We start from the raw sequence: 26,029 nt of genomic DNA, 5'->3' as shown, positions 1-26,029 counted from the left end.
ATCCAAGTCACCCGACGGACCGGCCGACGTTCGACGCTCCGAACGAAGGCTTGGCCGCAGCGGCCCGTACGCTCCGCCCGAACCGAGCACAGCAGCAGCCGCACCGGCACAGCGATCCCCGCCCTGGCACCTCTTCGTCCCGTCACACAAGGAGGCGATCAATATGTCATGGCTCCATCAAGAACACACGCGCCGGAACGTACTGACGGCGGCCACCGGCCTGACCGCAGGAGCCGCCCTGCCGGGCACCGCGGCCGCACAGGCGGTGACGCCCACGCCCTCGGCCGCCGCCGCCGCACAGTACGGGAATCCCGTGCTCTGGCAGGACTTCGCGGACATCGACATCATCCGCGTCGGTGACACCTACTACTACTCGGCCTCCACGATGCACTACTCCCCGGGGGCGCCGATCCTGCGCTCGTACGACCTGGTCAACTGGGAGTTCGCCGGCCACTCGGTACCGGTCCTGGACTTCGGCACCAAGTACGACCTCAACGGCGCACGCGGCTACGTCCGGGGCATCTGGGCCTCGTCACTGGCCTACCGTCCGAGCAACAGGACGTATCTCTGGCTCGGCCAGATCGACTTCGCCAAGACCTACATCTACACTGCCGCCGCCGTCGAAGGGCCCTGGTCCAGACTCACCACGATCGACAACGCCTACTACGACGCGGGCCTGCTCGTCGACAGCGACGACACCCTGTACGTGGCGTACGGGAACACCACCATCAGCGTCGCCCAGCTCTCCCCGGACGGACGCACCCAGGTCCGCACTCAGCAGGTGTTCAACACGCCCTCCAGCATCGGCACCCTGGAGGGCTCCCGCTTCTACAAGATCAACGGGAACTACTACATCTTCCTCACCCGCCCGGCCAACGGCCAGTACATCCTGAAGTCGACGAGCGGCCCCTTCGGGCCCTACACGCTGCGCCAGGTCCTGCTCGACCTGCGCGGCCCGGTCTCCGGCGGCGGGGTGCCGCACCAGGGCGGACTCGTGCAGACGCAGAACGGGGCCTGGCACTACATGGCGTTCGTGGACGCGTACCCCGGCGGGCGGATCCCCGTACTGGCCCCGGTCACCTGGACCTCGGACGGCTGGCCCCTCATCCAGCTCGTGAACGGCGCCTGGGGCGCCTCGTACCCCAGCCCCGCCGTCCCGGCCCCACCCCGCCAGGTCGCCCCGATGACCGGTGTCGACACCTTCGACGGCACCACCCTCAAGCCGAAGTGGGAGTGGAACCACAACCCCGACAACAGCAAGTGGTCCGTGAACAACGGACTGACGCTCCAGACCGCGACGGTCACCGGCGATCTGTACTGGGCCCGCAACACCCTCACCCACCGGATCCAGGGGCCCACGTCCACCGCCACCATCCAGCTCGACTACTCCGCGATGCGCGACGGCGACCGGGCCGGGCTCGCCCTGCTGCGCGACTCCTCCGCCTGGATCGGTCTCAAACGGGACGGCGGCACCACCAGGGCGGTGATGGTGAACGGCCTCACCATGGACAGCAACTGGAACACCACCGGAACCGGCACCGAGGCCGCGAGCGCCGGCGTCTCCGGCGGCCGCATATGGCTGCGCGCCACCGCCGACATCCACCCCGGCGCCGCCCGGCCCGGCACCTTCTCCTACAGCACCGACGGCACCAACTTCACCCGCCTCGGCCCCACGTTCACCATGGGCAACGACTGGCGGTTCTTCATGGGCTACCGCTACGCCATCTTCAACCACGCCACCCAGGCACTCGGCGGATCGGTCAAGGTCGCACGGTTCGAGCTGTCCACGCCCTGACGGGCAACCGCCCTTCAGGTAGACGTGACCGCGTTCGAATGTCCATTTTGGGAGCGCTCCTATACCGAAGCCCTGATCCCGCGAGGAGAGAGATGAACCTTCGGCCCCGCCGACCAGATCGTCAACCACGCCACCTCGCGCGGCCAGCGGGTACGGGGCCACACCCTGGTCTGGCACTCCCAGCTGCCAAGCTGGGTCAGCTCCATCGGCGACGCGAACACCCTGCGCAGCGTGATGAACAACCACATCAACGGCGTGATGGGCCACTACAAGGGCAAGGTCTACGCCTGGGACGTGGTCAATGAGGCGTTCGCCGACGGCGGCAGCGGAGCGCACCGCCCCTCGGTGTTCCAGAACCTGCTGGGCGACGGCTTCATCGAGGAGGCGTTCCGCACCGCGCGGGCGGCCGACGCGTCGGCCAAGCTCTGCTACAACGACTACAACATCGAGAACTGGACCGACGCCAAGACCCAGGGCGTCTACCGCATGGTGCGCGACTTCAAGGCGCGTGGCGTGCCCATCGACTTTGTCGGTTTCCAGGCCCACTTCGGCACCGGCGGCCCGCCGGCCAGTTTCCAGACCACCCTGTCCAACTTCGCCGCCCTCGGTGTGGACGTGCAGATCACCGAACTCGACATCGCGCAGGCGCCGACGACCGCGTACACGAACACGGTCAAGGCCTGCATGAACGTCGCGCGGTGCAACGGCATCACGGTGTGGGGCATCCGGGACACCGACTCCTGGCGCGCCGGGGAGAACCCCCTGCTCTTCGACGGCCCTCCCCTGGCGGCTCGGCCTCCTCACCCAGACCAACTCCACCTGCTGACCGCGCCGGGAGACCGCGGTGCCGGGACACGCGTCCCGGCACCACCCGCGTCCGCCCTCACCTCATGACCGAGTCACCCATCCGGCCCTCTCTGACGTGCGCTGCGCCATGGCGTCCGTTTATGTGATGGTTGGCAACTTTCTGTGACCGTCGTGAGACCGCCGGATGGCGCACGACGCTTGAGGAGGCATGACCTGATGAGGCTTCTTTCCGCTTCGCGTCTCGCGGCGGCGGCTGTGACCGCGGCGACGGCGATCCTGACGGTGGGCCAGACGGTATCCGCCGCGCCGATGACTGGGGACGGGAGACCGTTCCTCGGGCCGCTGCGCACCGTCTCGACCGTCGCGTCGACGGTTCCGGACAACGGCGACGTGAACCCGTACGGCACCGCCCTGGTCAAGAAGAGTGTTGGTGACCTGCGGCGCGGCAACGTATTGGTCAGCAACTTCAACAATGCCGCGAACGAGCAGGGCACGGGGACCACGCTCGTGCAGGTCAGCCCGAAAGGCACGACCAGACTGTTCGCCGAGATCGACCCGCGGAACCTGCCGGGACCGTGCCCGGGAGGTGTGGGTCTGACCACCGCGCTGTCCATCCTGCCGGGCGGCTGGGTGGTGGTAGGCAGTCTGCCCACGGCCGATGGCACATCCGCCACGGCGCAGGCCGGGTGCCTGCTCGTGCTGGACAACCGCGGAGAGGTCCGGGAGACCATCAGCGGCCACGGGATCAACGGTCCCTGGGACATGACCGCGAAGAGCCACGGCGACGAGACCGATCTGTTCGTCACCAACGTGCTCAACGGCACGGTCGCCGGCGGCGGCGACATCGTGCGGCGGGGCACCGTGCTGCGGATCACCCTGCGCACCCACGGCCACCGGCCGCCGACCCGGATCGCCACGACCAAGATCGGTTCGGGCTTCGCCCAGAAGACCGACCCGGCGGCCCTCGTGATCGGGCCGACGGGTGTCGGTCTGCGGGACGGGACGCTCTACGTGGCGGACACCGTCGACAACCGCATCACCGCGATCCCGGACGCGCTGACCAGGGACGACAGCGCCGGCACCGGCCGAGTGGTCACCTGCGACCAGCACCTCAACGGCCCGCTCGGGATGGCGATCACCCCGAAGGGCAACATCCTCACCGTCAACGGCGGCGACGGCAACATTGTGGAGACCACCCCGGGCGGCGATCAGGTGGCCGTGCGCACGCTCGACAGCAGCGGCTCCCCGCCGGGAGCGGGCGTCCTGTTCGGGATCGCGATCGCCGAAAACCCCGACCGGGTCTACTTCGTGAACAACGCGACCAACACTCTGAACCTGCTGAGCCGACGCTGATCCGCTTGCGCGGGGCTGATCCGGCCCTGCGCGAGCCCAGGCGCGCGGGGCGCCCGACCGGCTGAACGAAACGGCTGGTCGCGCGCTTCCGCTGACGGCGCAACGCAGTACGGCCCATGGCCCCGGCGCACCCCGGAACACCCCGGGGGCGCCGGGGCCCCGGTGTCGGAGGGCGGATCTCGACGCCCCGTGTGGGGGGATCAGGTGGTCAGCGTCGTGAGCCGTTCTTCCAGGGCGGCCAGGAACTCCTCGCCGTTGGGCAGCATGCCGGCGATCACTCGTACCGTCATGCCGGTCGGGGCGCCGGAGCCGCTCCCGATGTACTCGGCGGCCTCCGGGACGTAGGAGATGAGCAGCTCCTTGAAGACGCGGGCGGCGTCCTCCCGGTCCAGCAGCTCGTCCACCGTCATGTCCACGGACAGCGGCGCCCGCTCGGCGGGCTCCGCGCCGAAAGGCACCGTCCAGGTGTGCCGTCCGGATCCGACCTCGACCACATCGCCGCCGTCCGGCGGGACGACCTCCGCCGTGGTGTTCGGCGGGACCAGCGCCCTGACCGTGAGTTCGCCGTCGGACAGCGTCCAGGACACCTCGGCGGTTCCGTACGGCGTGCGCAGGCGGGCCTCGGCGTGGGTGAGGCCGCCGCCCGGTCGCGGTGCGACGCGCAGGCGGCGGTAGCCGGGCTCGGCGGGGGCGAGGCCGGCGACCGTGCGGTGCAGCCAGTCGGCGACGGCACCCAGCGCGTAGTGGTTGAAGGACGTCATACCGCTGGGGTTGACCGTGCCGTCGGGCAGCAGGCTGTCCCAGCGCTCCCAGATGGTGGTCGCGCCCATGGTGACCGGGTAGAGCCAGGACGGGCACTCCCGCTGGAGCAGCAGGCGGTACGCCGTGTCGGCGTGACCGGTGCGGGTCAGTGCGTCGCAGATCAGCGGGGTGCCGACGAAACCGGTGGCGATCTTGTAGCCGTTGCCGCGGACCAGCTGGGCGAGGCGGTCGCCGGCCCTGCCACGCTGGGCGCCCGCGTCCAGCAGGCCGAAGCAGAGGGCGAGGGCGTACGCGGTCGGCGCGTCGGACATCATGCGGCCCGCGCCGGTGACGTACTCCGCCCGGAAGGCGGCGCGGATCTCATCGGCGAGGGCCCGGTAACGCTCGGCGTCCTCGGTCCGGCCCACGACCTCGGCGGTGCGGGCGACGATGTCGGCGGAACGGAAGAAGTAGGCGGTGGCGACCAGTTCACCGGCGGTCGCGGCGGCGTCCGGGCGGCCGGCTGGGGCCGTCGGGTCGAGCCAGTCGCCGAACTGGAAGCCGCTGTCCCAGAGCCGGTCCTCCCCCGCGAGCGAGGCCACGTGATCCACCCACCCGCGCATCGAGTCGTACTGCGTGGCGAGGATCCCGGTGTCGCCGTAGCGCTCGTACAGCACCCACGGCACGACCGTGGCCGCGTCCCCCCAGGCGGCGGTGGGGGTGTCGGCGCCGGGCACGACCTTCGGCACGACGAAGGGAACGACGCCGTTCTCGCCCTGCTCGGCGGCGAGGTCCGCCAGCCAGGAGCCGACGAAGCCCGCGCTGTCGTAGAGGAAGGAGGCGGTGGGCGAGAAGACCTGGATGTCACCGGTCCAGCCCAGGCGCTCATCACGCTGGGGGCAGTCGGTGGGGACGTCGAGGAAGTTACCGCGCATGCCCCACACGACGTTCTCGTGGAGTCGGTTGACGAGCTCGTCCGAGCAGGAGAAATGCCCCGTGCGCATCAGGTCGGAGTGGAGGACCACGGCCCGTACGGCGGCGGCCGGGTCGAAGTCGTCCGGAGCACCCGTGACCTCGGCGTAGCGGAAGCCGTGGAAGGTGAAGCGGGGTTCGTAGACCTCGGTGCCCTGCCCGCGCAGGGTGTAGGTGTCGGTCGCGGCGGCGGTGCGCAGCGGCCGGGTGCAGAGTTCGCCGTCCTCCAGGATCTCCGCGTGCCGCAGCGTGACGCGCCGGCCGGCCTCGCCGGACACGGTCAGGCGCAGCCGGCCGACCAGGTTCTGCCCGAAGTCGAGAATCGTCTTCCCCGACGGGGAGGTGGCCACCGCGACCGGGGCGATCTCCTCGACGCGCCGCACCGGTGGTCCGTCGGGCGCCACCAGGGTGGCCAGGTCCCGCTCCAGCACGCGCACGCCGCGCCAACCGGAGGCGTCGTGGCCGGGCTCGGACCAGCCGGTGCGCTCCAGCCGGGCGTCGTACGCCTCGCCGTCGTAGAGACCGGAGGAGACGACCGGGCCGGTGGCGGCCCGCCAGGATCCGTCGGTCACCACCCGCTGTGTCGTGCCGTCCTCGTACTCCACCTCCAGCTGGGCCAGGAAGGCGAGCCGGTCGCCGTAGATCGCGCGGGTCCTGCCGTCGAAGCCGATACGGCCGCGGAACCAGCCGTCGCCGAGCACCGCGCCGAAGGCGTTGCGGCCGGGGCGCAGCAGGGTGGTGACGTCGTGGGTCTGGTAGCGCAGGCGTTTGTCGTACGCCGTCCAGCCGGGCGCGAGTACGTGGTCGCCGATCCGGCTGCCGTTGAGCTCGGCCTCGTAGACGCCGAGGGCGGTGGCGTACAGACGGGCAGAGCGGACGGGGCCGCGCAGCTCGAACTCGTGGCGCAGCAGCGGGGAGGGCTGGTCGGACTGGGCGTCCTCGTCCCAGTCGGGGGTGACGAAGACGGCCGACCAGTCCTCGGTCGAGAGCAGGCCCGTCTCGACCGCCGCTGGTTCGCTCCAACGCGAGACCGTGCCGTCGCATCCCGTCACACGCACCCGGACGGTGGCCCGGCCGCGGGCCGTAAGGGGCTCGAACGGCCACGGCACGAGGACGGATTCGGCCGAGTCGACCGTGACGACGGTGGTGTCGGTCGCGGTCAGCTCGATCTCGTACGCCGTCTGGTGCCAGTCCTCGGCGTTGGTCAGCGTCGTCCACGACAGGCGCGGGCGACCCGTGCCGATCCCCAGCGCGTCGCGCACATGCTCGAACCTGACATCCGTCACGATGCCTGGCTGGTTACGGGTTTCCTGCCTCACAAAGCGTCCTCACTTCTCGCGCCGGGCGGGTGTGCTCACGTCCGTCACGGGCTGCCACTCGCGCGATGAATCGATTCAAGCAAGAGGGTCGAGACACGACTCGATCCAGGGCGAGATGACGACCAGCCCGAGCGGCGACTCAGAACCATTGACCGAAACCCTAGCCACGAATCCCGAATGACGCTAGGTTTTCATCCTGTGAACTACTGGTTCACCCTTGATCACGACTGCTCAGACACCTGAACGCGAGGATCACTCCTCCGTCCGCCCTTCTCACCCGCACGGCGAAATCGGCCGCGGGCAAGGGGGTTGACACTCAGGAGCGCGGTTCCCACTATGGCCGCCACGGAATTGAAAGGTTCCAATCCCCCGAGGTGGGTGCCCGAAGGGCCGCCCGCCTGACCGGGGCCGCTCACATCACCACCGCACGTCGTTCCGGGTCTCCCCACGCCCGTCGACGTCCTCGCAGGGCCGCCGAGCCGCGCGGCCCTCCCCCTGCGACGAGAGGTCACATCGCTGTGTCTTCTTCCACCACCCCGTCCACGACCGCACCCGCACCCGCACCCGCACCGGTCGACGCATCCGGGAGGTCGGGACTCGGAACCCGCCTGGCGCTGATCGCGCTCGCCCTGATGTGGCCGACACAGTTGCTCTCCCTGGCCGGCATGCTCGGCGGAAACGCCCAGGCCTCTGTCGCCCAGCACTTCCACACGACGGAGATCGGCTGGTTCATCCTGGTCAACGCCCTGGTCGCGACGGTGATCACACCGTTCGTCGTGAAGTTCGCCGACTTCTACGGCAAGCGGAACGTCATGATCGTCATCACCGTGCTGGGCCTGGTCGGCGACATCGTCGCGGCGCTGGCCACCAGCTACGGCATGCTGCTGGTCGGCCGTGGCATCGCGGGCTTCTACGGCCCCATCGCGGCGCTCGCCTACGCGTCCGTCCGTGAGCTGTTCCCGCCCCGACACGTCGGCGCGGCCAGCGGCATGATCGGCAGTGGCATAGCCTTCGTGGCCCTCGGCGGCCCCTTCCTCACGGGCCGGCTGCTGGACTCCTACGGCTTCCGCGGGGTGCTGTGGGCGCTGGCCGCCGCCACCGCCATCGGGCTGCTGCTCCTGCTCACCGTCGTCCCGAAGACCCCGCAGCGGGTGGCGCGAACGAAGGTGAACTGGCTCGGCGGCGCCCTGCTGGGCGGCGGCGCGGCGGCCCTCACCTATGGCATCGGCAAGGGCGGCGAGTGGGGCTGGACCGATACCGACACCCTCGGCTTCATCGTCGGCGGCATCCTCGCCGTGCTGCTGTATGTGGTGACCGACACGCGGAGTGCGCACCCGCTGTTCCACCTCGGCATGATGTCCCGTCGCTCCGTCTGGACCGTCATGCTGGCCGCCTCGCTGGTCGCCGCCACCGTGTACGGCACCGGCGTCATCGCCCAGCTCCTGGTGCTCTTCCCCAAGATCCCGCAGGTCTCCGAAGGCCTGGGCATGTCCGCCACGCACTTCGCGGTCATCGGCATCCCGTCCAGCGTTCTCATCCTGCTCGTCGGCTTCGGCACCGGCGTCGCCCTGCGCAAGGTGGACGCCCGGATCCCGCTGGGCCTCGGCGCCCTGCTCGCCGCCGTCGGCTTTCTGCTCCAGCGGCAGTGGCACTACACCGACACCCATCTGATGCTGCTCGGCACCGTATCGGCCCTGGCCATGGGCATGATCGTGTCGTCCGCCCCGGTACTGATCATCGAGGCCGTGACCCCCGAGGAGCAGGCCACCGCCAACGGCCTTCAGACCATGATCCAGGGCGTGCTGACCACCGTCATCACTCAGTTGGTGTACGTGGTCCTGGCCCAGGACAGCCGGATCGTCCAGGGCACCCGCTTCTACCTCGACGCCGGCTACAAGAACGGCATGCTCCTGGCCGCCGGCCTCGCCGTGCTCGGAGTGCTCGCCGTACTCCTGATCCCCCGGCTCCGACCGGCGCGCGACGTCGAGGCGGGATCGGCCGTCACCACGGCCTGACCGCGGACACCACACCCCCGGGACCGCCGTCCGACCTCCGCCCCGCCATGGCGGTCCCGGAAACCGCCCCCTCTCTGAAAGGCACCAGCCCATGACCCGTCGGAACCCGGTCGACGAAGCGGACCTCACTCGGCGCCTCGACGCCATGTCCCTCAAAGAGAAGGTGACCCTGCTCACCGGCGGCGACGCCTGGACCCTGACACCGGTCGCCGCCGCCGGGCTCGCTTCCGTCGCCCTGTCCGACGGGCCCGTGGGCCCCCGCGGCACGTCATTCGGCGGCGACACCCCGCCCGCCCTCCTCTTCCCCAGCCCCAGCTCGCTGTCCGCGGCCTGGGACGAGGGCACCGCCTACGAGACGGGCCGGCTGATGGGCCTGAAGGCCCGGGAGATGGGCATCCACGTCCTGCTGGCCCCCACGGTCAACCTCCACCGCTCCCCGCTGGGCGGCCGTCACTTCGAGTGCTACTCCGAGGACCCGCACCTCACCACCCGCGTCACGGTCGGCTTCATCAAGGGCGTGCAGTCGGCGGGCGTCGCCGCCACCGTCAAGCACTTCGCGGGAAACGACTCCGAGACCGAGCGCATGACGTACGACGCCCGGATCGATGAGAAGACCCTCCGCGAGGTCTACTTGCCGCCCTTCGAGGCAGCCGTGCGCGAGGCCGGCGTCTGGGCCCTGATGGCCGCGTACAACGCGGTCAACGGCCCATCCATGACCGAGAACGGCCGACTGCTGACCGAGGTACTCAAGGAGGAGTGGGGCTTCGACGGCGTCGTCGTCTCCGACTGGCAGGCCACCAGGTCGACCGAGGCCTCGGCGCTGGCGGGGCTCGACCTGGTGATGCCGGGGCCGGACGGGCCCTGGGGCGACGCGCTGATCGCCGCCGTCGAACAGGGCAGGGTGCCCCTGTCCGTGATCGACGACAAAGTACGGCGTGTGCTGCGGCTGGCCGCCAGGGTCGGTGCCCTGGACGAGACGGCCGCCCCTGAGGACAGCGCGCTTCCCCCGGACGTCCATCGCCGCATGCGGGACCTCGCGGTCAAGGGGTCCGTCCTGCTGCGCAACGACGGACTGTTGCCCCTCGAGCCCGGCACCCTGCGCAAGGTGGCCCTGATCGGCCCCAACGCGGTCCGCTTCGCCATCCAGGGCGGCGGCAGCGCCCATGTCACCCCCGAACACGTCGTCAGCCCGCTCGAAGGACTGCGCCGGGCGCTGGGCGAGGACGTCGAGATCACGGTCCACCCGGGCGTCTTCCCGCACGCCAAGCTCCTGCCGCTCGACGGCGAGACGGCCACCGACCCGGTGAACGGCGAGCCCGGCGTACGCCTGGAGTACCGGGGCACCGACGACAGTCCGATCTCCGACGAGCACAAGGACCCGGCGGACCGGTGGTTCCCGATCATCCTCCAGGACGGAGTCGAGGAACTGGTCGTCCGCACCCGGCTCGCGCTTCGGGCCTCCGGCATCCACCGGCTCTCGGCCATCGGCACCGGCCACTTCACCCTGCACGTCCCAGGGCACGAACCGCAGGCCCACGAGCAACTGCAGGAGGACGACGACATCGCCGCGCTGCTGCTCAACCCGCCGTCGCACACCTTCGCCTTCCGGGCCGCACAGGGCGAGACCGAGGTCGTGCTGCGCATCCGCCCGCAGCGCAACCTCCCCCACCCCATCACCCTGCTCGGCCTCGGCTACGACGTCCCCCGAGGCACCGACGAAGAGGAACTGGACGCGGCCGTCGCCGCCGCGGCGAACGCGGACGCCGTCGTCCTGGTGGTCGGCAGCGACTCCGACACCGAAGCCGAGAACGTGGACCGCACCACACTCGCCCTGCGGGGCCGCCAGGACGAACTCGTCGACCGGGTCTGCGCCGCCAACCCGCGTACAGCCGTCGTCGTCAACGCCGGCGCCCCGTTCGTCCTCCCCTGGGCCGAGCGGCCCGCCGCGCTGCTGTGGTCGTGGTTCCCCGGACAGGAGGGCGGCGACGCCATCGCCGACATCCTCACCGGGACCGAACCGGGCGGACGGCTGCCGACCACCTTCCCCGCCACCGAGGCCGACGCACCCGTCCTGTCCACCCAACCCGTCGACGGAGTGCTCGACTACGCGGAAGGCCACCGCATCGGCTACCGGGCCTACGCCGCCTGCCGCACCACCCCGCTCTTCCCGTTCGGCCACGGACTGTCGTACACCACCTGGGACTACCAGGACATCACCGTCACCGGTGACATGGCCCGCGGACTCAGCCTCGAGGTCATCGTCCGCAACTCGGGCGACCGGCCGGGACGCGAGGTCGTCCAGGCCTACCTGGAGCCGGCCGACGGCGGTGAGCCCCAGCGCCTGGTCGGCTTCGCCACCGTCGAGGCGGGGCCCGGCGAGGCCGTCGTCGCCACCGTCACCGTGCCGGCGCGGACGCTCGCGACCTGGACCGACGGAGGCTGGGCCGCGCGTTCCGGAGGCCATCGGCTGCGGGTGGGGCGCTCGTCGGCGGACGTACGGCTCACAGCCGCCGTTCCCGGATTCCGGTGATCATCGGTGGCTGCCCGGCAGTCGGCGAAAGCCACGGGTGAAGTACGGTCGGAGCGTGACGACACCACGCAAGCCCCGGGGCCCCTACCGCAAGGGCCTCGAGCGTCGGCAGCAGATCCTGCGCGCGGCGCTGGAGGTCTTCAGCGAGCACGGCGAGCGGGGCTCGTCCCTCAAGGAGATCGCCGATCGCGTGGGCATGTCGCAGGCCGGGGTGTTGCACTACTTCGACTCCCGCGAGGAACTGCTGCTGGCTGTGCTGGCCGAGCGGGACGCCCTGGACGTCGAGGCGACGGCCGACGTGACCTCGCCCGGCGAGGCGGTCGCCCGCACCGCGGCACACAACGCACGGCAGCGGGGCCTGGTGGATCTGTTCGTCACCCTGTCCGCCGCCGCCTCGGATCCGGAGCACCCGGCCAACGCGTTCTTCGTCCGACGGTACGAGGCTCTGACGGAGTCCATCGAGGACGGGCTGCGCAAGGCCCAGGAACGGGACACGGTCCGCACGGACATCCGGCCCGACCACATGGCACGGATGCTGCTCGCTCTCTCGGACGGGCTCCAGTTGCAGTGGCTGCTGAACCCGGGCATCGACATGTCGGAAACCATCCAGGCGTTCAACCTCATGTGCCTCGGCCCGTCGGGCGAGCGCGACGACGCCACCCCGGAGACGGGTTCGGGCGACGGCGCCTGAGCATCGGGCTCGCGTCGTGCGGCCCCCGGCCTCACGACATCCACAGCCTCAAAAACCTGTCCTTGTTTGACTTTTGGCCTTAGAGTCATCCGCCGTGCGCGCGCCACGCGGCGCACAGAGCCGTTTGCTCGTTCTCCGCGACACCCGCACACGGGCGGCTCCCTTGCCTGCGCCCACGGCACCGGAACCCACTCCCCCGAGAAGAACGACGAGAGGTAACCCCTATGAAACGCCTGGACAATCGACGCATATTCATCACCGGGGCCGCCTCCGGCATCGGCCGTGCGACGACCTTGCGGCTGCTCGCCGAAGGTGCGCATGTCGTCGCCACCGATGTCGCCGAGGAAGGGCTTGCGGAGACCGCCGCCCTCGCCACCAAGGCCGGAACCGGCGACGACCGGTTGAACACCGCCGTCCTGGACGTCTCCGACGAGAACGCCGTGAACACGGTCGTGGCGGACGCCGTCACCCGACTCGGCGGACTCGACGCCCTGGTCAACGTGGCCGGCATGCTGCGCGGCGCGCACACGCACGAATGCTCGCTCGACCTGTGGAACCGCGTGATCGCCGTGAACCTCACCGGCACGTTCCTCGTCACCCGGGCCGCGCTGCCCGCCCTTCTGGAGACGGGCCAGGGCGTGGTGGTCAACTTCAGCTCCACCTCGGCGCAGTTCGCCCACCCGTTCATGGCCGCGTACTCCGCGAGCAAGGGAGGCATCCTGTCCTTCACCCACAGCATCGCCCAGGAATACGCCAAGCACGGTCTGCGCGCGGTGAACATCAACCCGGGCAGCATCTCCAGCGGCATCACCGAGAACATCTTCTCGCTCGTGCCCGAGGACACCGACTGGAACCTCTTCACCAAGCTCACTCCGGCCATCGGCGAAGGCTTCGGCTCACCCGACACCGTCGCCGGCGTGGTCGCCATGCTCGTGTCCGACGACGGCGCCTTCATCACCGGGACCGAGATCCGCATCGACGGCGGCACCCACCAGTAGCCGTCCCCACCGGGTCTCCGGCTCGGATCACCGGGTGGAGATCTTGTGGACGGTGGTGTCGTCGGGGTTCAGCCGTCGCCCGTCCTCAGACAGCACTTCCAGTGCGCGGAGGCGATGTCCCTGTCTGCGGTCGACCAACTGTGAGTGTGGTTCGCCGGGGGCGAAGAAGTGCTGTTCGCCCCACTGCCGCAGTGCCACGATGACGGGGAAGAGCGCCTGGCCCTTCGGAGTCAGTACGTACTCGCGGTAGGCGCTGCCGTCCGAGGCGGGGACGGATTCGAGGACACCGCCGGCGACCAGGGTGCGCAGACGCGCGGTGAGGATGTTCTTCGCCACGCCGAGGCTGCGCTGGAACTCGCCGAAGCGCCGGCTTCCGTCGAAGGCGTCCCGCACGATCAGCAGGGACCACCAGTCGCCGATCGCGTCCACCGACCGGGCGACGGGACAGTCGCTCTCGTCGAAGCGCGTCCTGGTCACCATGGCGTCCCTCACTCTCACAACGGTTGCAACATGCTACCAAAAAGCCTACGGTCGCCATTGGTAGCAAGATGAAACCAGATGTGCGGAGGAGTGCTGATGCCCGGCAGCGGTGAGGCCGTGACACAACGGACCGAGGCCCGAAGCGAGGAGGGTTCCGCGTTCGCCCTGCCCCGTGGCGTCGTCATACTGTTCGCCGTCGCCTGCGGGGCAGCGGTGGCCAACGTCTACTTCTCCCAGCCGCTCCTGGTGACCATGGGCCACGATCTCGCCATGAGCCCGGCACTTGTCGGCAGCGTGGTCACCCTGACGCATGTCGGATACGGGCTGGGACTCTTCTTCCTCGTCCCGCTGGGCGACGTGGCCGACCGCAGACGGCTCATCGTGGCCCAGTTGCTGCTCCTGGTGGTGGTGCTGGCCGTGGTCGCCACCGCCCACTCGGCGGCGATCCTGCTCGCGGGCATGGCCGCGATGGGACTTCTCGCGGTCGTCACGCAGACGCTGGTGGCCTTCGCGGCATCACTGGCCCCTCCCGCCGGGCGCGGACGGGTCGTCGGTCTGGTCACCAGCGGCGTGGTCATCGGAGTCCTGCTCGCCCGCACCGCGTCCGGCCTCATGGCCGATCTCGCGGGCTGGCGCTCCGTCTACGTCGCCTCGGCGTCGCTCACCGCGCTGCTCGCCCTGGTCCTGTACCGAGTGCTGCCGCGCCACCGTGACGCTCCGCCGACACCCCTGCGCTACGGACAGCTCCTGCGCTCCACGATCACCCTGTTCGCACGCGAACGACTGCTGCGGCTCCGGGCCCTGTTCGGTCTGCTGATCTTCGCCGCCTTCAGCACCCTGTGGAGCAGCGTCGCGCTGCCGCTCAGCGAGGCCCCGTACTTCCTGCCCCACAGCGCGATCGGGGCGCTGGGGCTGATCGGTGTCACCGGCGCCCTGGCCGCGACCGTGGCGGGCCGACTGAACGACCGCGGACTCTCCCGGCGGACCACCGGCATCGCCCTGGCACTGCTCACCGTCTCGTGGTTGCCCTTGGCCTTCACCCACAGTTCGCTCTGGGCCCTGGTCGTCGGGGTGATCCTGCTCGACCTCGCCGTGCAGGCGGTCCATGTCACCAACCAGACCCTGATCTACGCGCTGCACCCGGACGCGGGCAGCCGGCTGATCGGCGGATACATGGTCTTCTACTCGATCGGCAGCGCCACCGGCGCCATCGCCGCGACCTCCCTCTACACGGTGGCCGGCTGGGGCGCCGTATGCGTACTGGGCGCCTCGTTCAGCTCGCTCGGGCTCCTGCTGTGGGCGTCTTCCGGCCGCCGCTGAAATCGGGCTCATTCCCGTCCGTCTCAGTATCCCTGACCCCGTTTCCCTCCCAACGTTTTGTCTCATCCGAAAGCGCGCATAGAGGCCGCTTCTCCTGATCCGCAGTCAAAATCAACCCGATTTGCGGGCTTTTAAAAAGCTCTCAAGACTTCGACACCGGTGTCCCAATGATGACCCGTTTGCGAGGCTTTCCGGAGCGCCGTATCCCTCAGTGTTCCGCTACCGGAAATTTCCAAAATGGCAACAGAGTCGAACCTTTATCGAGCGCTTGTTGTAACCTCTTATTTCTCGTCCGACCGCCCTGTCTCTAAGAGGAGCATGTGTGGGTTTATTCCCCGGAGCCGATCCCCCGCCCATCCGCGTGGCAGGGAAGGCACGTGCCGTCCTCTACATCGTCCACAACCGGGTTTCCCTGCGGACGCTGCGCCGGGTGCACCGGCTCCTGGCAGACGACAGCCGCCTTTCCTTCGCTGCGACGCTCGCCCCGGACCACTTCGGGCGGGGCTGCGAGGCGGAGGTCGGCCGCTGGGGCCTGCCCCTGGTGCCGTTCGAGGCGGCAACCGCCGAGCCGTGGGACCTGGCGATCTTCGCCAACCACGGCGGAGCCCACCTGTTCACCCGGGCCGGGGCCCGGGTGTTCGTCCCGCACGGGGTGGGCGCGGGCAAGCAGGTGCTGGGCCAGGACTTCACCTACGGCCCGGACTTCGTCCTTCGCTCGGAGGAACCGATCTACACCGCCATGTTCGAAGCGAGCGAGGAGGGGCGGGCGCGGGCCGAGGGCCTCACCCCTCAGCTCACCGGGCGAATACGGGTCGTCGGTGACCTGGAGACCGACGAGTTCCTCGCCGTCCTCGCGCGCCGCGCCACCGCCCGTGCCCTGCTGGGCGCCGGCCCCGAAGATCTCCTCGTTCTGCTCTCGGCCACGTGGGGCGATGCCGGAATGCTCGCTTGGCACGGCCCAGCCCTGCTGAAGAGCGCCCGTCTGTTGCCCGGGCACGTCCGGGTCGTCCTCAAGCCACACCCCCACAACTGGGACCAGCGCGGACGCCCCCGTCCCCACCTCGCCCGCGCTCTTGCCGCGGCCCCGGAGACGGTGTGCCTCGTCCCGCCGTGGCAGTCCTGGATGGGCGCGTACGCCGCCGCCGACCTCGCGGTGTACGACTTCGGCTCGCTCGCCCTGCGCTTCGCCCTGCGGCCCAGGCCGATGGTCGCCGTCCCCGCCGAACCGGGTGCCGTCACCCCCGGGTCCCCGGTGGACTCGCTGCGCGCCATGACGCCCCAACTGGCCGCGCCCTCGCTGCCGCAGGCGCTCGAACTCGCCCTGGAGACGGGGGTGCCGCCGGGGCTCGCCGACCTCGCGCCCCGGTTCGTCAGCCACCCCGGTCAGGCCGCGCCCCGCACCCGCGGCGCGCTGTACGAGCTCCTGGACCTGGCCGTACCCGGCCCGCAGGACAGGGAGGAGGAGACAAAGGAAAGGGAGCTGGAGGCGAGCGGATGAGGGCCGTCGTCGCAGGCATCGCCAACCAGCAGACGCGGCTGCCGGTGCAGGGCTTCCCCCACCCTTACAGCCCCGCGCGTCACCTGCCCGGCCGGATCGAGGACATGGTCGGCGGGGTGGGCTTCAACGTCGCCGCGGCCCTCGCACAACTGGGGGCCGCCGTCGAGCTGATCGCGCCGTTGGCCGACGACGCCCCCGGGCAGGCCGTGCTGGCCGCGGCACACCGTCTGGGCGTTGGCACCGGCCGGTGCACCAGGTCCCTGGAGCGCACCCCGCGGTCCGTCATCCTCGTGGACACCGCGGGCCGTCGCCAGGTCAACACCGACCTCGGCGGGGCCCTGGCCGCCTCCTTCGACGCTGCCGCGTTCCGCGCCACCGCCGCCGGGGCGGACGTGTGCGTGCTGGGCAACCTCGACTTCTCCCGCCCGCTGCTGCCCGCCGCCCGAGGACTGGGGGTGCCGGTGGTGGTGGACCTTCAGGACGTGCGCGGCCCTGACAACCCCTACGATCGGGACTTCCTCGCCGCCGACACCCTCGTCATGAGCCACGAGCGCCTCTCCGGCCAGGACCTGCCCGGCTTCCTGCTCGCGCTGCGCTCCCGCTCTCGCGCCTTACTGCTCGTCCTCACCCTCGGCGCCGACGGCAGCCTCGCCCTTGCGCCCGACGACGCCGACTGCTGGCACACCCCGGCTGTGGACGTCGGCCCGGTTCCCGACACCACCGGGGCGGGCGACGCCTTCACCGCCGCCCTCGCGCATGCGCTCCACGGTCTGCGCCTGCCCGCCCGGAGGGCCGTCCGCGCCGCCACCGCCTACGCGGCCTCCCACCTCTCCGCCGGCGAGCTGCGGCGATGACGGGGCTGCGCATACTGATGGCGGCCCAGGCGGTGTCGCTGGCCGGCTCGGGGATCAACGCGGCAGCCGTGGCCTACCTGGTGACGGTCCGCTCGGGTGTCCCCGCCCTCGGCCTGGTGCAGGGGATCCCGCTGGTGGCCACCGTCGTGTGCGCGCCCTGGATCGGCGTCCTGGTGGACCGTCACGACGCCCGCCGTGGCCTGGTCGTCTCCTCGACGGTGCTGGCGGTCCTCACCGCCCTGATGCTCCACTACGGGGCCTGGTGGTACGCCCTGGTCCTGGCCGTCCGCACCCCGTGGGAGGTCGCCCTCTCCGGGTCCCTGACCCGTCTCCTGCCGGCCGCCGCCGCCCGCGCCGCCGTGCCCGTGGCCAAGGCGAGCGGGACGATGTCGCTCACCGGCCGGCTGGCCACCGCCGCCGGGGTCGCCGTCGGTCCCTTCCTCGCCGGGACGCTGGGACCGGCCGTCTTCCTGGCCGACGCGGTCACGTTCGCCGTCACCGCCTTCGCCTTCCACGGCCTGCGCCTGCCCGCCCCGGCCACCGCCACACGCACCGGATCCAGCGTGGCCCGCCAGTTCCACGAGGGGCTGCGCTACCTGCACGGGCGGCCGCTGGCCCTGTACACGGCCGTGCTGTACACCGTCGCGGGCGTCGCCTGGGGGGCCAAGGACACTCTCTACGTCGCCTACGTCGACGAACGCCTGGGCCTGTCGGCGCACGTGTGGGCCGGTCCCTACGGGGCCGCGGCGCTCGCAGGGGAGACCGCCGCCGCGGCCCTCATCGCCTCCGGCCGCCTGGGCCGACCCGAGCGGATTCCCGCCGTGGCCACAGGAGCGGTGATGCTGCTGGGTGGCTGCCTGCTGACGGCCGCCGCGACGACCTCTCCGCCGGTGGCCTTCGCCGCCAAGGTGCTGGAGGGAGCGGCCACGAACGTGGTCGGGGTGCTTGCCGTGACCTTCGTGTCACTGCTGGCGGCCGAGCACATGCGCGGCCGGATGAAGACCCTGCTGACCACGGCCAACCGCGTCTCCCTCGGCGGGGCGAAGGGGGCTCTGCCGCCCCTGGCCGGGGTGCTGGGCGTCCACAGCGCCTACGCCGCGGCAGGCGCGGTGGTCCTGGCCGGGCCCGCGCTGGCCGCGCTCCTTGTGCGCCGCCGGCTGCGGAGCCTGTGAGGGCCGGAAACCGCGTCGCCTTATGCGACGTGCTTTCCCTTGCTTGAGCAAGCAGATACAGTCCCTGTGTGATGGCTCCGAGGCAGAGATCGCACGAGACGCCGCCGCGCGCCGCCGACGACGCGCAGGACGACCGCTGGTGCATGGCCGTACGGCTGTTGGGCCGCGTGGAGAAGCAGTTGGACCAGGCCCTACAGCAACGCCACGGCCTGCCGCTGTCGGAGTACCGCGCCCTGTGTGCGCTGACCCGCTCCGACGGGGAATCCGCCCTGCGTATGGGCGAGTTGGCCGACCGGATCGGATTGAAGGACAGCACGGTGACGCGCCTGGTCGGCCGGCTGGAAGCCCGAGGGCTGGCGGAGCGGGCCGCCTCGGCCGGTGACGGCCGGGCGGTCGCCGCGAGCATCACACCGGCGGGCCGGCAGTGCTACGCGGAGGTGACACCCACCTATCGGGCGGCCCTCGGGGACACCCTGGGGGCCTCGCTGACCAACGTGTACCTCGCCGATCTCGCCGCCTGGGTGCTTACGGGCGAGTCCGCGGTGAACAGCGCTCCCGCCCTCGACCCGCCTGCCGGGGCGTAGGCGCCGCCAGCTGATCGGCCTTGGTGCCGTACCGGCCCCGTGTCGACGGACTTCACGAATGGAACACGTATGACCACTGCTGCCGAACACTACGACGACCTGCTCGCCGAGCACTACACATGGATGCTCGGCGGTGACATCGAGACGGCGGCGGCCGCCCAGGCCGAACTCCTCGGCGAACTGGGGCTGTTCGCCCATCCGGGCGAGGAAGACGCCGCCGTCGATCTCGGCTGCGGTCCGGGCCCGCAGACTCTGGCCCTCGCCCACCTCGGTTTCGCGTCGGTGACCGCCGTCGACACCAGTGCCGCGCTCCTCGACGAACTCCTGGAGCACGCCAGGCGCTCCGGAACCGCGCAGGCCGTCCGCCCCGTCCACGGAGACATCCGCGAGGCCCTGCCCCGCCTTGCCCCGGGTTCGGTCGCCGCCGTTGTATGCATGGGCGACACCCTGCCGCATCTGCCCGACCGGACGGACGTGCAGGAACTGATCACAAGCGTCGCCAAGGCGCTGCGCCCGGGCGGAAGTTTCGTCGCCACCTACCGCGATCTGACACACGAACTCCTCGGCCCGGACCGCTTCATCCCCGTCCGCAGCACCGAGGACCAGATCCTCACCTGCTTCCTCGACTACCTCGACGAGGACACGGTCCAGGTCCACGACCTGCTGCACACCCGCCGTAACGACACCTGGCACCTGAAGACCGGCAGCTACCCCAAACTCCGGCTGAATTCCGAGTGGTTGACCACGCAGTGCGATGCGGCCGGCCTCCACGTCCGCCGCAACGAGGCGGGCCCCCGCGGCTTGTATGTCCTGCATGCCGTCAAACCCTGACCATCAACGAGTACAGATACGAGGCGCGTGGCGCATCGATGACTTTCCAAGCAGCACAAGATAAGATCCACGCAATTACGGCCATGCATGAGAGATGAATAATGACGTCAATGGATGACATCCTGAAGGAAATCGCCGATCTCCGGAAGGTTGTGGGGAACAGTTCCAGGCAGGTTGAGGCCCTGACGGATCTCTACGAAATCATTCCCGTCAAGCATGCAATGCCCAAGACCACAAAATGGACGGCCTGGCCAGACCTCCTCCTGTTCCTGGTTTCACAGATCCAGGAGCGACGTCCGGTTTCCATCCTGGACGTGGGGAGCGGCGCCACAACGGTCTGGATGGCAAACGCGCTTCGCCATTTCGAAATCCCCGGAACGATTGTCTCGATCGACCATGACAAGGACTTCGGTGATGCAACCGCCGCCACCTTGAAGCACCAAGGGCTGGACACATACGCGCAAGTGCGTATCGCCCCACTGGTTGAGGTGGACATCAAAGGAGAGCGGTGGCGCTGGTACGACCCGACACAGATAGAAGATGTAGAGAACTGCGACATGGCGGTGATCGATGGGCCTCCAGGATTCTTGCAACCACTCTCAAGGTACCCGGCACTCCCGATGCTTGAGTCGAAAGTAAACGGCGATGCGCGGATATTCATGGACGATGCGAGCCGCCCCGACGAGCTGGAGATAGTCGAGCGCTGGCGCCGCGAGTATCCGGATTGGTCCTCTGATTTCATTGAGCACGAAAAGGGGACGGCTGTTCTGAGGCGTTCCCGCTGACCGGTTGACCCGAAGTATGCGGGCGGACCGGCTGCGGAATATCTCGTCAGTGTTCGGCCGTTTCGGACGAGTCGAGGCTGGTCCGCAGCGTCACCGGCTTCAGCAGGACCGCCGCGACGATGCCGAGGGCCGCTACCGCGGCGCCGATGAGGAAGACGAGTCCGGTCGCGTCGCCGTAGGCGACGCGGGCGGTTTCCCGGCCCTGCGCAGTCCGTTCGGCGACGTGGCGAGCCAGGACTGCGCCCAGGACGGTGACGCCGAACGTGCCGCCCAGGGAGCGGAAGAAGGTGACCGTGGTGCTGGCCGTGCCGATGTCCTTCAGCGGGACGGAGTTCTGCACGGCGAGGACGAAGTTCTGCATGGTCATGCCGACGCCGAGGCCGATGCACAGCATCGCCGCGCTCATGAAGACCAGGGACGTCCTGTGGTCAATGGTGCCGAGTCCGGCGAACCCGGCCGTGAGCAGGACGGAACCGACGATGACAAAGGGCTTGAGTTTCCCGGTCCTGCTGAGCAGCCGCCCCGCGAGGATGGAGGAGACCAGGATGCCGCCCATCATCGGAATGGCCAGCAGCCCCGCCTCGGTGGCCGTGTAACCGCGGCTGACCTGGAAATACTGGCTGAGGTAGACCGAGGCCGCGAACATGGCCGTGCCGGCGGCGAGGCTTCCGAGGATCGCCAGCACGGTGGTGCGCTGCTTGATGATGTGGAGCGGCACGATGGGCTCGGCGGCGCGCGCTTCCACCCACAGCGCGACGGACAGCAGGACCACTGCCGCACCGACCATGGCGGCGGTCTGCCAGGACGCCCAGGCGAACGAGCTGTCGACGAACGAGATCCAGATGAGCAGCACGCTGACGCCCGAGGCGATGAGTGTCGCTCCCAGGTAGTCGATCTTCACGTCGTCGCGTCGGATGACCGGGAGGCGCAGCGTCCGCTGGAGGAGGACCAGCGCGGCGACGGCGACCGGAATGCTGATGAAGAAGCACCACCGCCACCCCAGCCACGAGGTGTCGACGATGAGGCCGCCCAGCAGCGGACCGCCGATGGTGGACAGGGCCGTGACACTGCTGAGGTAGCCGCTGTACCGGCCGCGTTCGCGCGGCGGGATCATCGCCGCGATGGCGATCTGGACCAGGGACTGTACGCCGCCGACGCCTACGCCCTGTAAGGCGCGCGCGGCGATGAGCTGCCCTGGTGACTGGCTCACCCCCGCCGCCACCGACCCGAGGACGAAGACGGTGACGGCGATCTGTACGAGGTTCTTCTTGTTGAACAGGTCCGCCAGCTTGCCCCAGATCGGGGTGGTGGCGGTGGTGCTGAGCAGGGTCGCGGTGACGACCCAGGTGTACTGGGTCGGCGAGCCGTGCAACGCGCCGATCATCTTCGGCAGCGCGGTGGAGACCACCGTGCTGCTGAGCGTCGCGACGAAGAGCGCGCTGAGCAAGCCGCTGAGGGCCACCAGGACCTGTCGCCGGGCCTTGGGCGGCTGGGGGTCCGCGGTGGTGGCGGGCTCGTTCGCCGCGGCTGTGCTCATCAGGCGGGCTCCGGGGAGGGTCGGACAACGGACAGCGAACGCGACGGACCGGCGGCGGACCGGTCCCGTCGGCACATCAGGTGGTCCTTCACGGCTCCTGGCTTCCTCCCGCCGTGCGCGTGCCGGGATGAGGAGCGTGGTCGACGACGAGTTGACGGAGTTTGCGCAGCTCGCGATGGCTGTTCCAGCCGAGCACTCCGACCACCTTGCCCTCGTGGCCGTAGGCGGCGACGAACCGGCGGTCGTCCAGGCTGCCGTGCACGATCTTCACGTCCGCGTCGTCGGGGAAGATGCCGTAGGCCTGGATGCGGGCGTCGTACTGGTCGCTCCAGAAGTAGGGAATGGGGGCGAAGGGGCGCTGTTCACCGAGGAGGTCCGCGGCCACGGCCATGCCCTGCTCGGTGGCGTTGAGGCGGTGTTCGACGCGCATCCGCAGGCCGAAGTGCGGGTTGTGCCAGGACGCGACGTCTCCGGCGGCGTAGATACCGGGGGCGGCCTGGCAGCGGGCGCCGCACTCCACGCCGTTGCCAAGGGGCAGTCCGGAGTCGGTCAGCCAGTCCGTCGCCGGTGTGGATCCCACGGCGACCAGGACCAGGTCCGCGTCGAGCTTCGTGCCGTCGGCCAGTTCGACGGCGACCACCCGGCCGGCGGATTCCAGGAACCGGGCCACGCCGACCCCCAGGCGCAGTGCGACCCCGTGATCGCTGTGCATCTGTCCGACGAGTTCCCCGATCCGGTCGCCGAGTTGTCGGCGCATCGGCACCGGCAGCGGGTCGACCAGCGTGACCTCCAGCCCCATGGTGCGGGCCACCGCCGCCACCTCGGCGCCGAGGAACCCGGCGCCGACCACGACGGCCTTCGGCCGGGCCAGCAGATGGGTCCGCAGCGTGAGGGCGTCGTCGAGCGTGCGCAGGACGTGCACGCCCGCCAGGTCGTCCCCGGGCAGCCGGCGCGGGGTGACGCCGGTGGCGATGACCAGGGCGCCGAACGGGAGGCGGTCACCGCCGTCCAGCAGGACCTTCCGCCGGGCGATGTCCAGCCCGGCTGCCCGGCGGCCGAGTCGAAAGTCCGCGTCCAGCCTGCCGATGGCCTCCTCGTCACGCAGCCTCACCCGCTCCGGCTGCCAGTCACCGGACAGGACCTGCTTGGACAGCGGCGGCCGGTCGTACGGAAGGTGCGGCTCGTCGCCGATGAGGGTGAGCGCCCCGTCGTATCCCTTGTTGCGCAGGGCCTCGGCCGTGGCCAGTCCGGCGGCCGAGGCTCCTACGATCACCAGGTCCCTGGGCATCGGCGTCATCACCAGGTCACCGGAAGCTCGTAGGCCCCGTAGACGAACCCGTCGTGCTTGAACGGGATCTCCCCCAGGTCCGCGGCCAGGGCCAGTGTCGGGATCCGCCGCAGGAGGGCGGGGTAGGCGACTTGCAACTCCATGCGGGCCAACGGCTGGCCCAGGCACTGGTGGATCCCGTATCCGAACGTCACATGACGGCGGGCGTCGCGGGTGAGGTCCAGCCGGTCCGGGTCGGGGAAGACCAACGGATCCCGGTTCGCGGTCTCGTTGACCGTGATGATGCCTTCGCCGGCCCGGATGACCTGGCCGGCGATCTCGATGTCCTCCCGTGCCGCCCGGCGCAATCCGCCGTGCGTGATGGTGAGGTAGCGCAGCAGTTCATCGACCGCCAGGGCGATCGCCTTCGGGTCCTCGGCGTCCCGCAGGAGTGTCAGCTGGTCAGGGTGGTGAAGCAGGGCAAGCGTACCCAGCGTGATCATGTTCGCGGTGGTCTCGTGTCCCGCGAACAGCATCAGCACCCCCATCTCGGTCGCCTCTTCCCGGGACAGCTCGCCGCCCTTGATCCGCTCGGCGAGTCCGGAGAGCAGGTCCTCAGCGGGGTGGACGAGCTTCTCGGCCAGCAGCCCGTCCAGGTACTCGGACAGTCGCTGCCTGGCTCCCATCCGCTGCTCGGCGGTCGAGTTCCGGTTGATGATGGTCTTGCTGTTCGACTGGAAGAAGTCGTGGTCGTCGTAGGGCACGCCGAGCAGATTGGAGATCACCAGCGACGGCACCGGCAGCGCGAACGCCTCGACGAGATCCGTCGGCTTGGGGCCGTCGAGCATCTTGTCGATCAGGTCGTCCGTGATCCGCTGGGTGGGTGGGCGCATGGCCTCCACCCGCTTGATGGTGAACGCGGACGTCACCATGCGGCGCAGGCGGGCATGTTCGGGATCGTCCATCATGATGAAGCTGGTGCCGGTTGAGCGCTTGCCCTGCTTCTTCAGTCGGTCGATCGTCTCGACCTCCCCGGGGGAGAGCTTGGGCGCGCCGGGCTGGAACGGGTCCACGCTGACCCGCTGGTCGGACAGCACCGCCCGGTGTTCCTCCCAACCGGTCACCAGCCATGCGAGGGTCCCGTCCCACAGCCGGACCCGGGTCAGCGGGCCCTCCGCCTGCCGTGCCCGCATCGCGGGTGCCGGATCGAGCGGACACCGCGCGGACCTGCCGATGTCGTAATCCGGAGTGTCCACCGGGGTCCCGCTCGGCGAATTGCCTGCTGCACCGGTCACTGCTTCTCCTCGCTCGTGGGGGGGGGCACGGGGCTCGGGGGCGCGGGGATGCTCCAGCGAGAGATCGTCGAGTCCGCTGCGGTGCGCGGCCGTGACCTGCGCGCGCAGCCGCTGCGCGCCCCCGGTCTCCCGCGACTCGACATCGCTGCGGACCAGGCAACACCAGCGGGAGCAGTTAAGTCAATTCATTGATTTAATTTCGGCCGGACCCGGCGCCACGCGAACGAAGGCGCACCGAACGGGTCGGCCGGTCAGTCCTCGCGCGTGACCGGCGCCTGCCACAGCGCGACAATGGCGTCGATCAGACCGTTCGCCGTGTCGTGCCAACTGGCCCGGGGTGTCGGCGCGTTGTCCGCAAGGGCGCGCTCCCGCTCCGCGGACATCTGGGCGATCAAGTGACGCGTCATGGCGCCGCGCTCGGCATGCACCTCGGCCGGCAGCTCGGGCAGACAGCGGTCCAGGCCCTCCTGCAACCGCCGCATCGACGGCGAGCCGGCCGCGAACTCCTCGGCCGTGACAGCACGCAGGGCCGGGTCGGCCGTGACCTGGGCGATGAACCGGGCGTACCAGCTGGGGGTACCCAGAGCCTCCAGATGCTCGGTGACAGGGCGGACCGCGCAGGCCACCCAGTCCCGCAGATCGGCGGAGTCTCCGATGGCCTCGATCATGCGCAGACGGCCGACCTCGACCGGCTCGGCATGCCGGCGGGCGATGGCGCGTATCAGGTCGATCTTCGTGCCGAAGTGATAGCTGACCGCGGCGTTGTTGCCCTGTCCGGCGGCCTCGCTGATCTGACGGTTGGCGACCGCGTGCACCCCGCGTTCGGCGAACAACCGCTCCGCCGCGTCCAGGAGTGCCAACCGCGTCGCGCTGACCTGCTCGTCTCGTCTCGTCCTGTCGGCCATCGCCACCACCACCTCGGGACGTCACACCCGTCCACGAGAGCCCGTCCCCCAGGCCACCGCAGATCCTCGGCCAGGTCGGCGAGGCCAAACGACGAAAGCGTACGCAATGACGTGGCCGGTCCCGGCCGACGGAGAGACCAGCCATGCCCCCACGCCCCTGAAGCACTATGGCGCAATCCCCTCTGTTTCGGCCGCACGCATGCGATACGGTTAAATCAATCGGTTGATTTAACCGTGACATGACCAAGGCCGTCGTCGACACCCTGGTCGAGCAGATTCC

General features: G+C 70.0%; 19 protein-coding genes and 1 pseudogene. 14 read left to right on the top strand and 6 right to left on the bottom strand.

Going from position 1 to position 26,029, the window contains the following annotated elements:
- The first annotated feature begins 163 nt into the window (after positions 1 to 163).
- From ACZ4WQ_RS36590 to ACZ4WQ_RS36580, 3 genes and pseudogenes are all read left to right on the top strand, one after another.
- On the top strand, positions 164 to 1,795 hold the full coding sequence (locus ACZ4WQ_RS36590) for a glycoside hydrolase 43 family protein (RefSeq protein WP_398375045.1): 1,632 nt from the start codon (positions 164 to 166) through the stop codon (positions 1,793 to 1,795).
- A gap of 99 nt (positions 1,796 to 1,894) precedes the next feature.
- Positions 1,895 to 2,569, top strand: a pseudogene (locus tag ACZ4WQ_RS36585) (glycoside hydrolase family 10 protein); the annotation flags it as partial.
- Between the two features lie 249 nt (positions 2,570 to 2,818).
- Positions 2,819 to 3,955: an NHL repeat-containing protein gene (locus ACZ4WQ_RS36580; protein WP_311724037.1), complete on the top strand. Its 1,137-nt coding sequence runs from the start codon at positions 2,819 to 2,821 to the stop codon at positions 3,953 to 3,955.
- A 200-nt stretch (positions 3,956 to 4,155) separates the two neighbouring features.
- Here ACZ4WQ_RS36580 and ACZ4WQ_RS36575 read toward each other — a convergent pair whose 3' ends face one another.
- The gene (locus ACZ4WQ_RS36575) at positions 4,156 to 6,954 is read right to left on the bottom strand and encodes a glycoside hydrolase family 78 protein (RefSeq protein ID WP_398375043.1); all 2,799 of its coding nucleotides are present in this window, start codon (positions 6,952 to 6,954) and stop codon (positions 4,156 to 4,158) included.
- Between the two features lie 551 nt (positions 6,955 to 7,505).
- Here ACZ4WQ_RS36575 and ACZ4WQ_RS36570 point away from each other — a divergent pair.
- The 4 genes from ACZ4WQ_RS36570 (at position 7,506) to ACZ4WQ_RS36555 (ending at position 13,221) form a co-directional block, all read left to right on the top strand.
- Positions 7,506 to 9,002 (top strand): MFS transporter, encoded by a 1,497-nt coding sequence (locus ACZ4WQ_RS36570; RefSeq protein ID WP_398375042.1) that lies wholly within the window; start codon positions 7,506 to 7,508, stop codon positions 9,000 to 9,002.
- 91 nt (positions 9,003 to 9,093) lie between these two features.
- Positions 9,094 to 11,532, top strand: coding sequence for a beta-glucosidase (locus ACZ4WQ_RS36565; RefSeq protein WP_398375040.1), 2,439 nt, complete (start codon positions 9,094 to 9,096; stop codon positions 11,530 to 11,532).
- Positions 11,533 to 11,587: 55 nt separating this feature from the next.
- Positions 11,588 to 12,223, top strand: a complete 636-nt coding sequence (locus ACZ4WQ_RS36560) for a TetR/AcrR family transcriptional regulator (protein WP_311724033.1) — start codon at positions 11,588 to 11,590, stop codon at positions 12,221 to 12,223.
- A 224-nt stretch (positions 12,224 to 12,447) separates the two neighbouring features.
- On the top strand, positions 12,448 to 13,221 hold the full coding sequence (locus ACZ4WQ_RS36555) for an SDR family NAD(P)-dependent oxidoreductase (RefSeq protein WP_311724032.1): 774 nt from the start codon (positions 12,448 to 12,450) through the stop codon (positions 13,219 to 13,221).
- 27 nt (positions 13,222 to 13,248) lie between these two features.
- Here the strand turns inward: ACZ4WQ_RS36555 and ACZ4WQ_RS36550 are convergent, their stop codons facing one another.
- Positions 13,249 to 13,701: a winged helix-turn-helix transcriptional regulator gene (locus tag ACZ4WQ_RS36550; RefSeq protein WP_358847193.1), complete on the bottom strand. Its 453-nt coding sequence runs from the start codon at positions 13,699 to 13,701 to the stop codon at positions 13,249 to 13,251.
- 96 nt (positions 13,702 to 13,797) lie between these two features.
- Here ACZ4WQ_RS36550 and ACZ4WQ_RS36545 point away from each other — a divergent pair, with 96 nt between their 5' ends.
- The 7 genes from ACZ4WQ_RS36545 to ACZ4WQ_RS36515 all read left to right on the top strand — a co-directional run bounded on the left by ACZ4WQ_RS36545 (position 13,798) and on the right by ACZ4WQ_RS36515 (position 20,745).
- Positions 13,798 to 15,021 carry an MFS transporter gene (locus tag ACZ4WQ_RS36545; protein WP_398375037.1) on the top strand — a complete coding sequence of 408 codons (1,224 nt, stop codon included), beginning with the start codon at positions 13,798 to 13,800 and terminating at the stop codon, positions 15,019 to 15,021.
- Between the two features lie 322 nt (positions 15,022 to 15,343).
- Entirely contained in the window at positions 15,344 to 16,519 is a 1,176-nt protein-coding gene (locus ACZ4WQ_RS36540; RefSeq protein WP_398375035.1) for a hypothetical protein, read from the top strand.
- A complete protein-coding gene (locus ACZ4WQ_RS36535; protein ID WP_361187348.1) occupies positions 16,516 to 17,373 on the top strand; it encodes a carbohydrate kinase family protein in 858 nt (285 codons plus the stop codon). The genes ACZ4WQ_RS36540 and ACZ4WQ_RS36535 overlap by 4 nt, the downstream gene beginning before the upstream one ends.
- On the top strand, positions 17,370 to 18,545 hold the full coding sequence (locus ACZ4WQ_RS36530; protein WP_398375033.1) for an MFS transporter: 1,176 nt from the start codon (positions 17,370 to 17,372) through the stop codon (positions 18,543 to 18,545). The genes ACZ4WQ_RS36535 and ACZ4WQ_RS36530 overlap by 4 nt, the downstream gene beginning before the upstream one ends.
- Before the next feature lie 71 nt (positions 18,546 to 18,616).
- Positions 18,617 to 19,129, top strand: coding sequence for a MarR family winged helix-turn-helix transcriptional regulator (locus tag ACZ4WQ_RS36525; RefSeq protein WP_398375031.1), 513 nt, complete (start codon positions 18,617 to 18,619; stop codon positions 19,127 to 19,129).
- A 69-nt stretch (positions 19,130 to 19,198) separates the two neighbouring features.
- Positions 19,199 to 19,960 carry a class I SAM-dependent methyltransferase gene (locus tag ACZ4WQ_RS36520; RefSeq protein WP_398375030.1) on the top strand — a complete coding sequence of 254 codons (762 nt, stop codon included), beginning with the start codon at positions 19,199 to 19,201 and terminating at the stop codon, positions 19,958 to 19,960.
- A 110-nt stretch (positions 19,961 to 20,070) separates the two neighbouring features.
- Entirely contained in the window at positions 20,071 to 20,745 is a 675-nt protein-coding gene (locus ACZ4WQ_RS36515; RefSeq protein WP_358847188.1) for a class I SAM-dependent methyltransferase, read from the top strand.
- 46 nt (positions 20,746 to 20,791) lie between these two features.
- Here ACZ4WQ_RS36515 and ACZ4WQ_RS36510 read toward each other — a convergent pair whose 3' ends face one another.
- The 4 genes from ACZ4WQ_RS36510 to ACZ4WQ_RS36495 all read right to left on the bottom strand — a co-directional run bounded on the left by ACZ4WQ_RS36510 (position 20,792) and on the right by ACZ4WQ_RS36495 (position 25,749).
- On the bottom strand, positions 20,792 to 22,282 hold the full coding sequence (locus ACZ4WQ_RS36510) for an MDR family MFS transporter (RefSeq protein ID WP_398375028.1): 1,491 nt from the start codon (positions 22,280 to 22,282) through the stop codon (positions 20,792 to 20,794).
- Between the two features lie 88 nt (positions 22,283 to 22,370).
- Positions 22,371 to 23,570: an NAD(P)/FAD-dependent oxidoreductase gene (locus ACZ4WQ_RS36505; protein ID WP_385338335.1), complete on the bottom strand. Its 1,200-nt coding sequence runs from the start codon at positions 23,568 to 23,570 to the stop codon at positions 22,371 to 22,373.
- 8 nt (positions 23,571 to 23,578) lie between these two features.
- Entirely contained in the window at positions 23,579 to 24,844 is a 1,266-nt protein-coding gene (locus ACZ4WQ_RS36500) for a cytochrome P450 (protein ID WP_311724021.1), read from the bottom strand.
- A 251-nt stretch (positions 24,845 to 25,095) separates the two neighbouring features.
- Positions 25,096 to 25,749: a TetR/AcrR family transcriptional regulator gene (locus ACZ4WQ_RS36495; RefSeq protein WP_358847184.1), complete on the bottom strand. Its 654-nt coding sequence runs from the start codon at positions 25,747 to 25,749 to the stop codon at positions 25,096 to 25,098.
- Positions 25,750 to 26,029: the final 280 nt, after the last annotated feature.

The sequence above is a fragment of the Streptomyces sp. NPDC028305 genome (assembly GCF_055569495.1).
Note: the sequence above shows the minus strand (reverse complement) of the source record. Positions and strands in the feature narration are given on the sequence as shown.

Coding starts and splice junctions, on each gene's coding strand:
- ACZ4WQ_RS36590 (WP_398375045.1), top strand. CDS start 164: ATGTCATGGCTCCATCAAGAACACACGCGCCGGAACGTACTGACGGCG.
- ACZ4WQ_RS36580 (WP_311724037.1), top strand. CDS start 2,819: ATGAGGCTTCTTTCCGCTTCGCGTCTCGCGGCGGCGGCTGTGACCGCG.
- ACZ4WQ_RS36565 (WP_398375040.1), top strand. CDS start 9,094: ATGACCCGTCGGAACCCGGTCGACGAAGCGGACCTCACTCGGCGCCTC.
- ACZ4WQ_RS36555 (WP_311724032.1), top strand. CDS start 12,448: ATGAAACGCCTGGACAATCGACGCATATTCATCACCGGGGCCGCCTCC.
- ACZ4WQ_RS36550 (WP_358847193.1), bottom strand. CDS start 13,701: ATGGTGACCAGGACGCGCTTCGACGAGAGCGACTGTCCCGTCGCCCGG.
- ACZ4WQ_RS36545 (WP_398375037.1), top strand. CDS start 13,798: ATGCCCGGCAGCGGTGAGGCCGTGACACAACGGACCGAGGCCCGAAGC.
- ACZ4WQ_RS36535 (WP_361187348.1), top strand. CDS start 16,516: ATGAGGGCCGTCGTCGCAGGCATCGCCAACCAGCAGACGCGGCTGCCG.
- ACZ4WQ_RS36530 (WP_398375033.1), top strand. CDS start 17,370: ATGACGGGGCTGCGCATACTGATGGCGGCCCAGGCGGTGTCGCTGGCC.
- ACZ4WQ_RS36525 (WP_398375031.1), top strand. CDS start 18,617: ATGGCTCCGAGGCAGAGATCGCACGAGACGCCGCCGCGCGCCGCCGAC.
- ACZ4WQ_RS36520 (WP_398375030.1), top strand. CDS start 19,199: ATGACCACTGCTGCCGAACACTACGACGACCTGCTCGCCGAGCACTAC.
- ACZ4WQ_RS36515 (WP_358847188.1), top strand. CDS start 20,071: ATGGATGACATCCTGAAGGAAATCGCCGATCTCCGGAAGGTTGTGGGG.
- ACZ4WQ_RS36510 (WP_398375028.1), bottom strand. CDS start 22,282: ATGAGCACAGCCGCGGCGAACGAGCCCGCCACCACCGCGGACCCCCAG.
- ACZ4WQ_RS36505 (WP_385338335.1), bottom strand. CDS start 23,570: ATGCCCAGGGACCTGGTGATCGTAGGAGCCTCGGCCGCCGGACTGGCC.
- ACZ4WQ_RS36495 (WP_358847184.1), bottom strand. CDS start 25,749: ATGGCCGACAGGACGAGACGAGACGAGCAGGTCAGCGCGACGCGGTTG.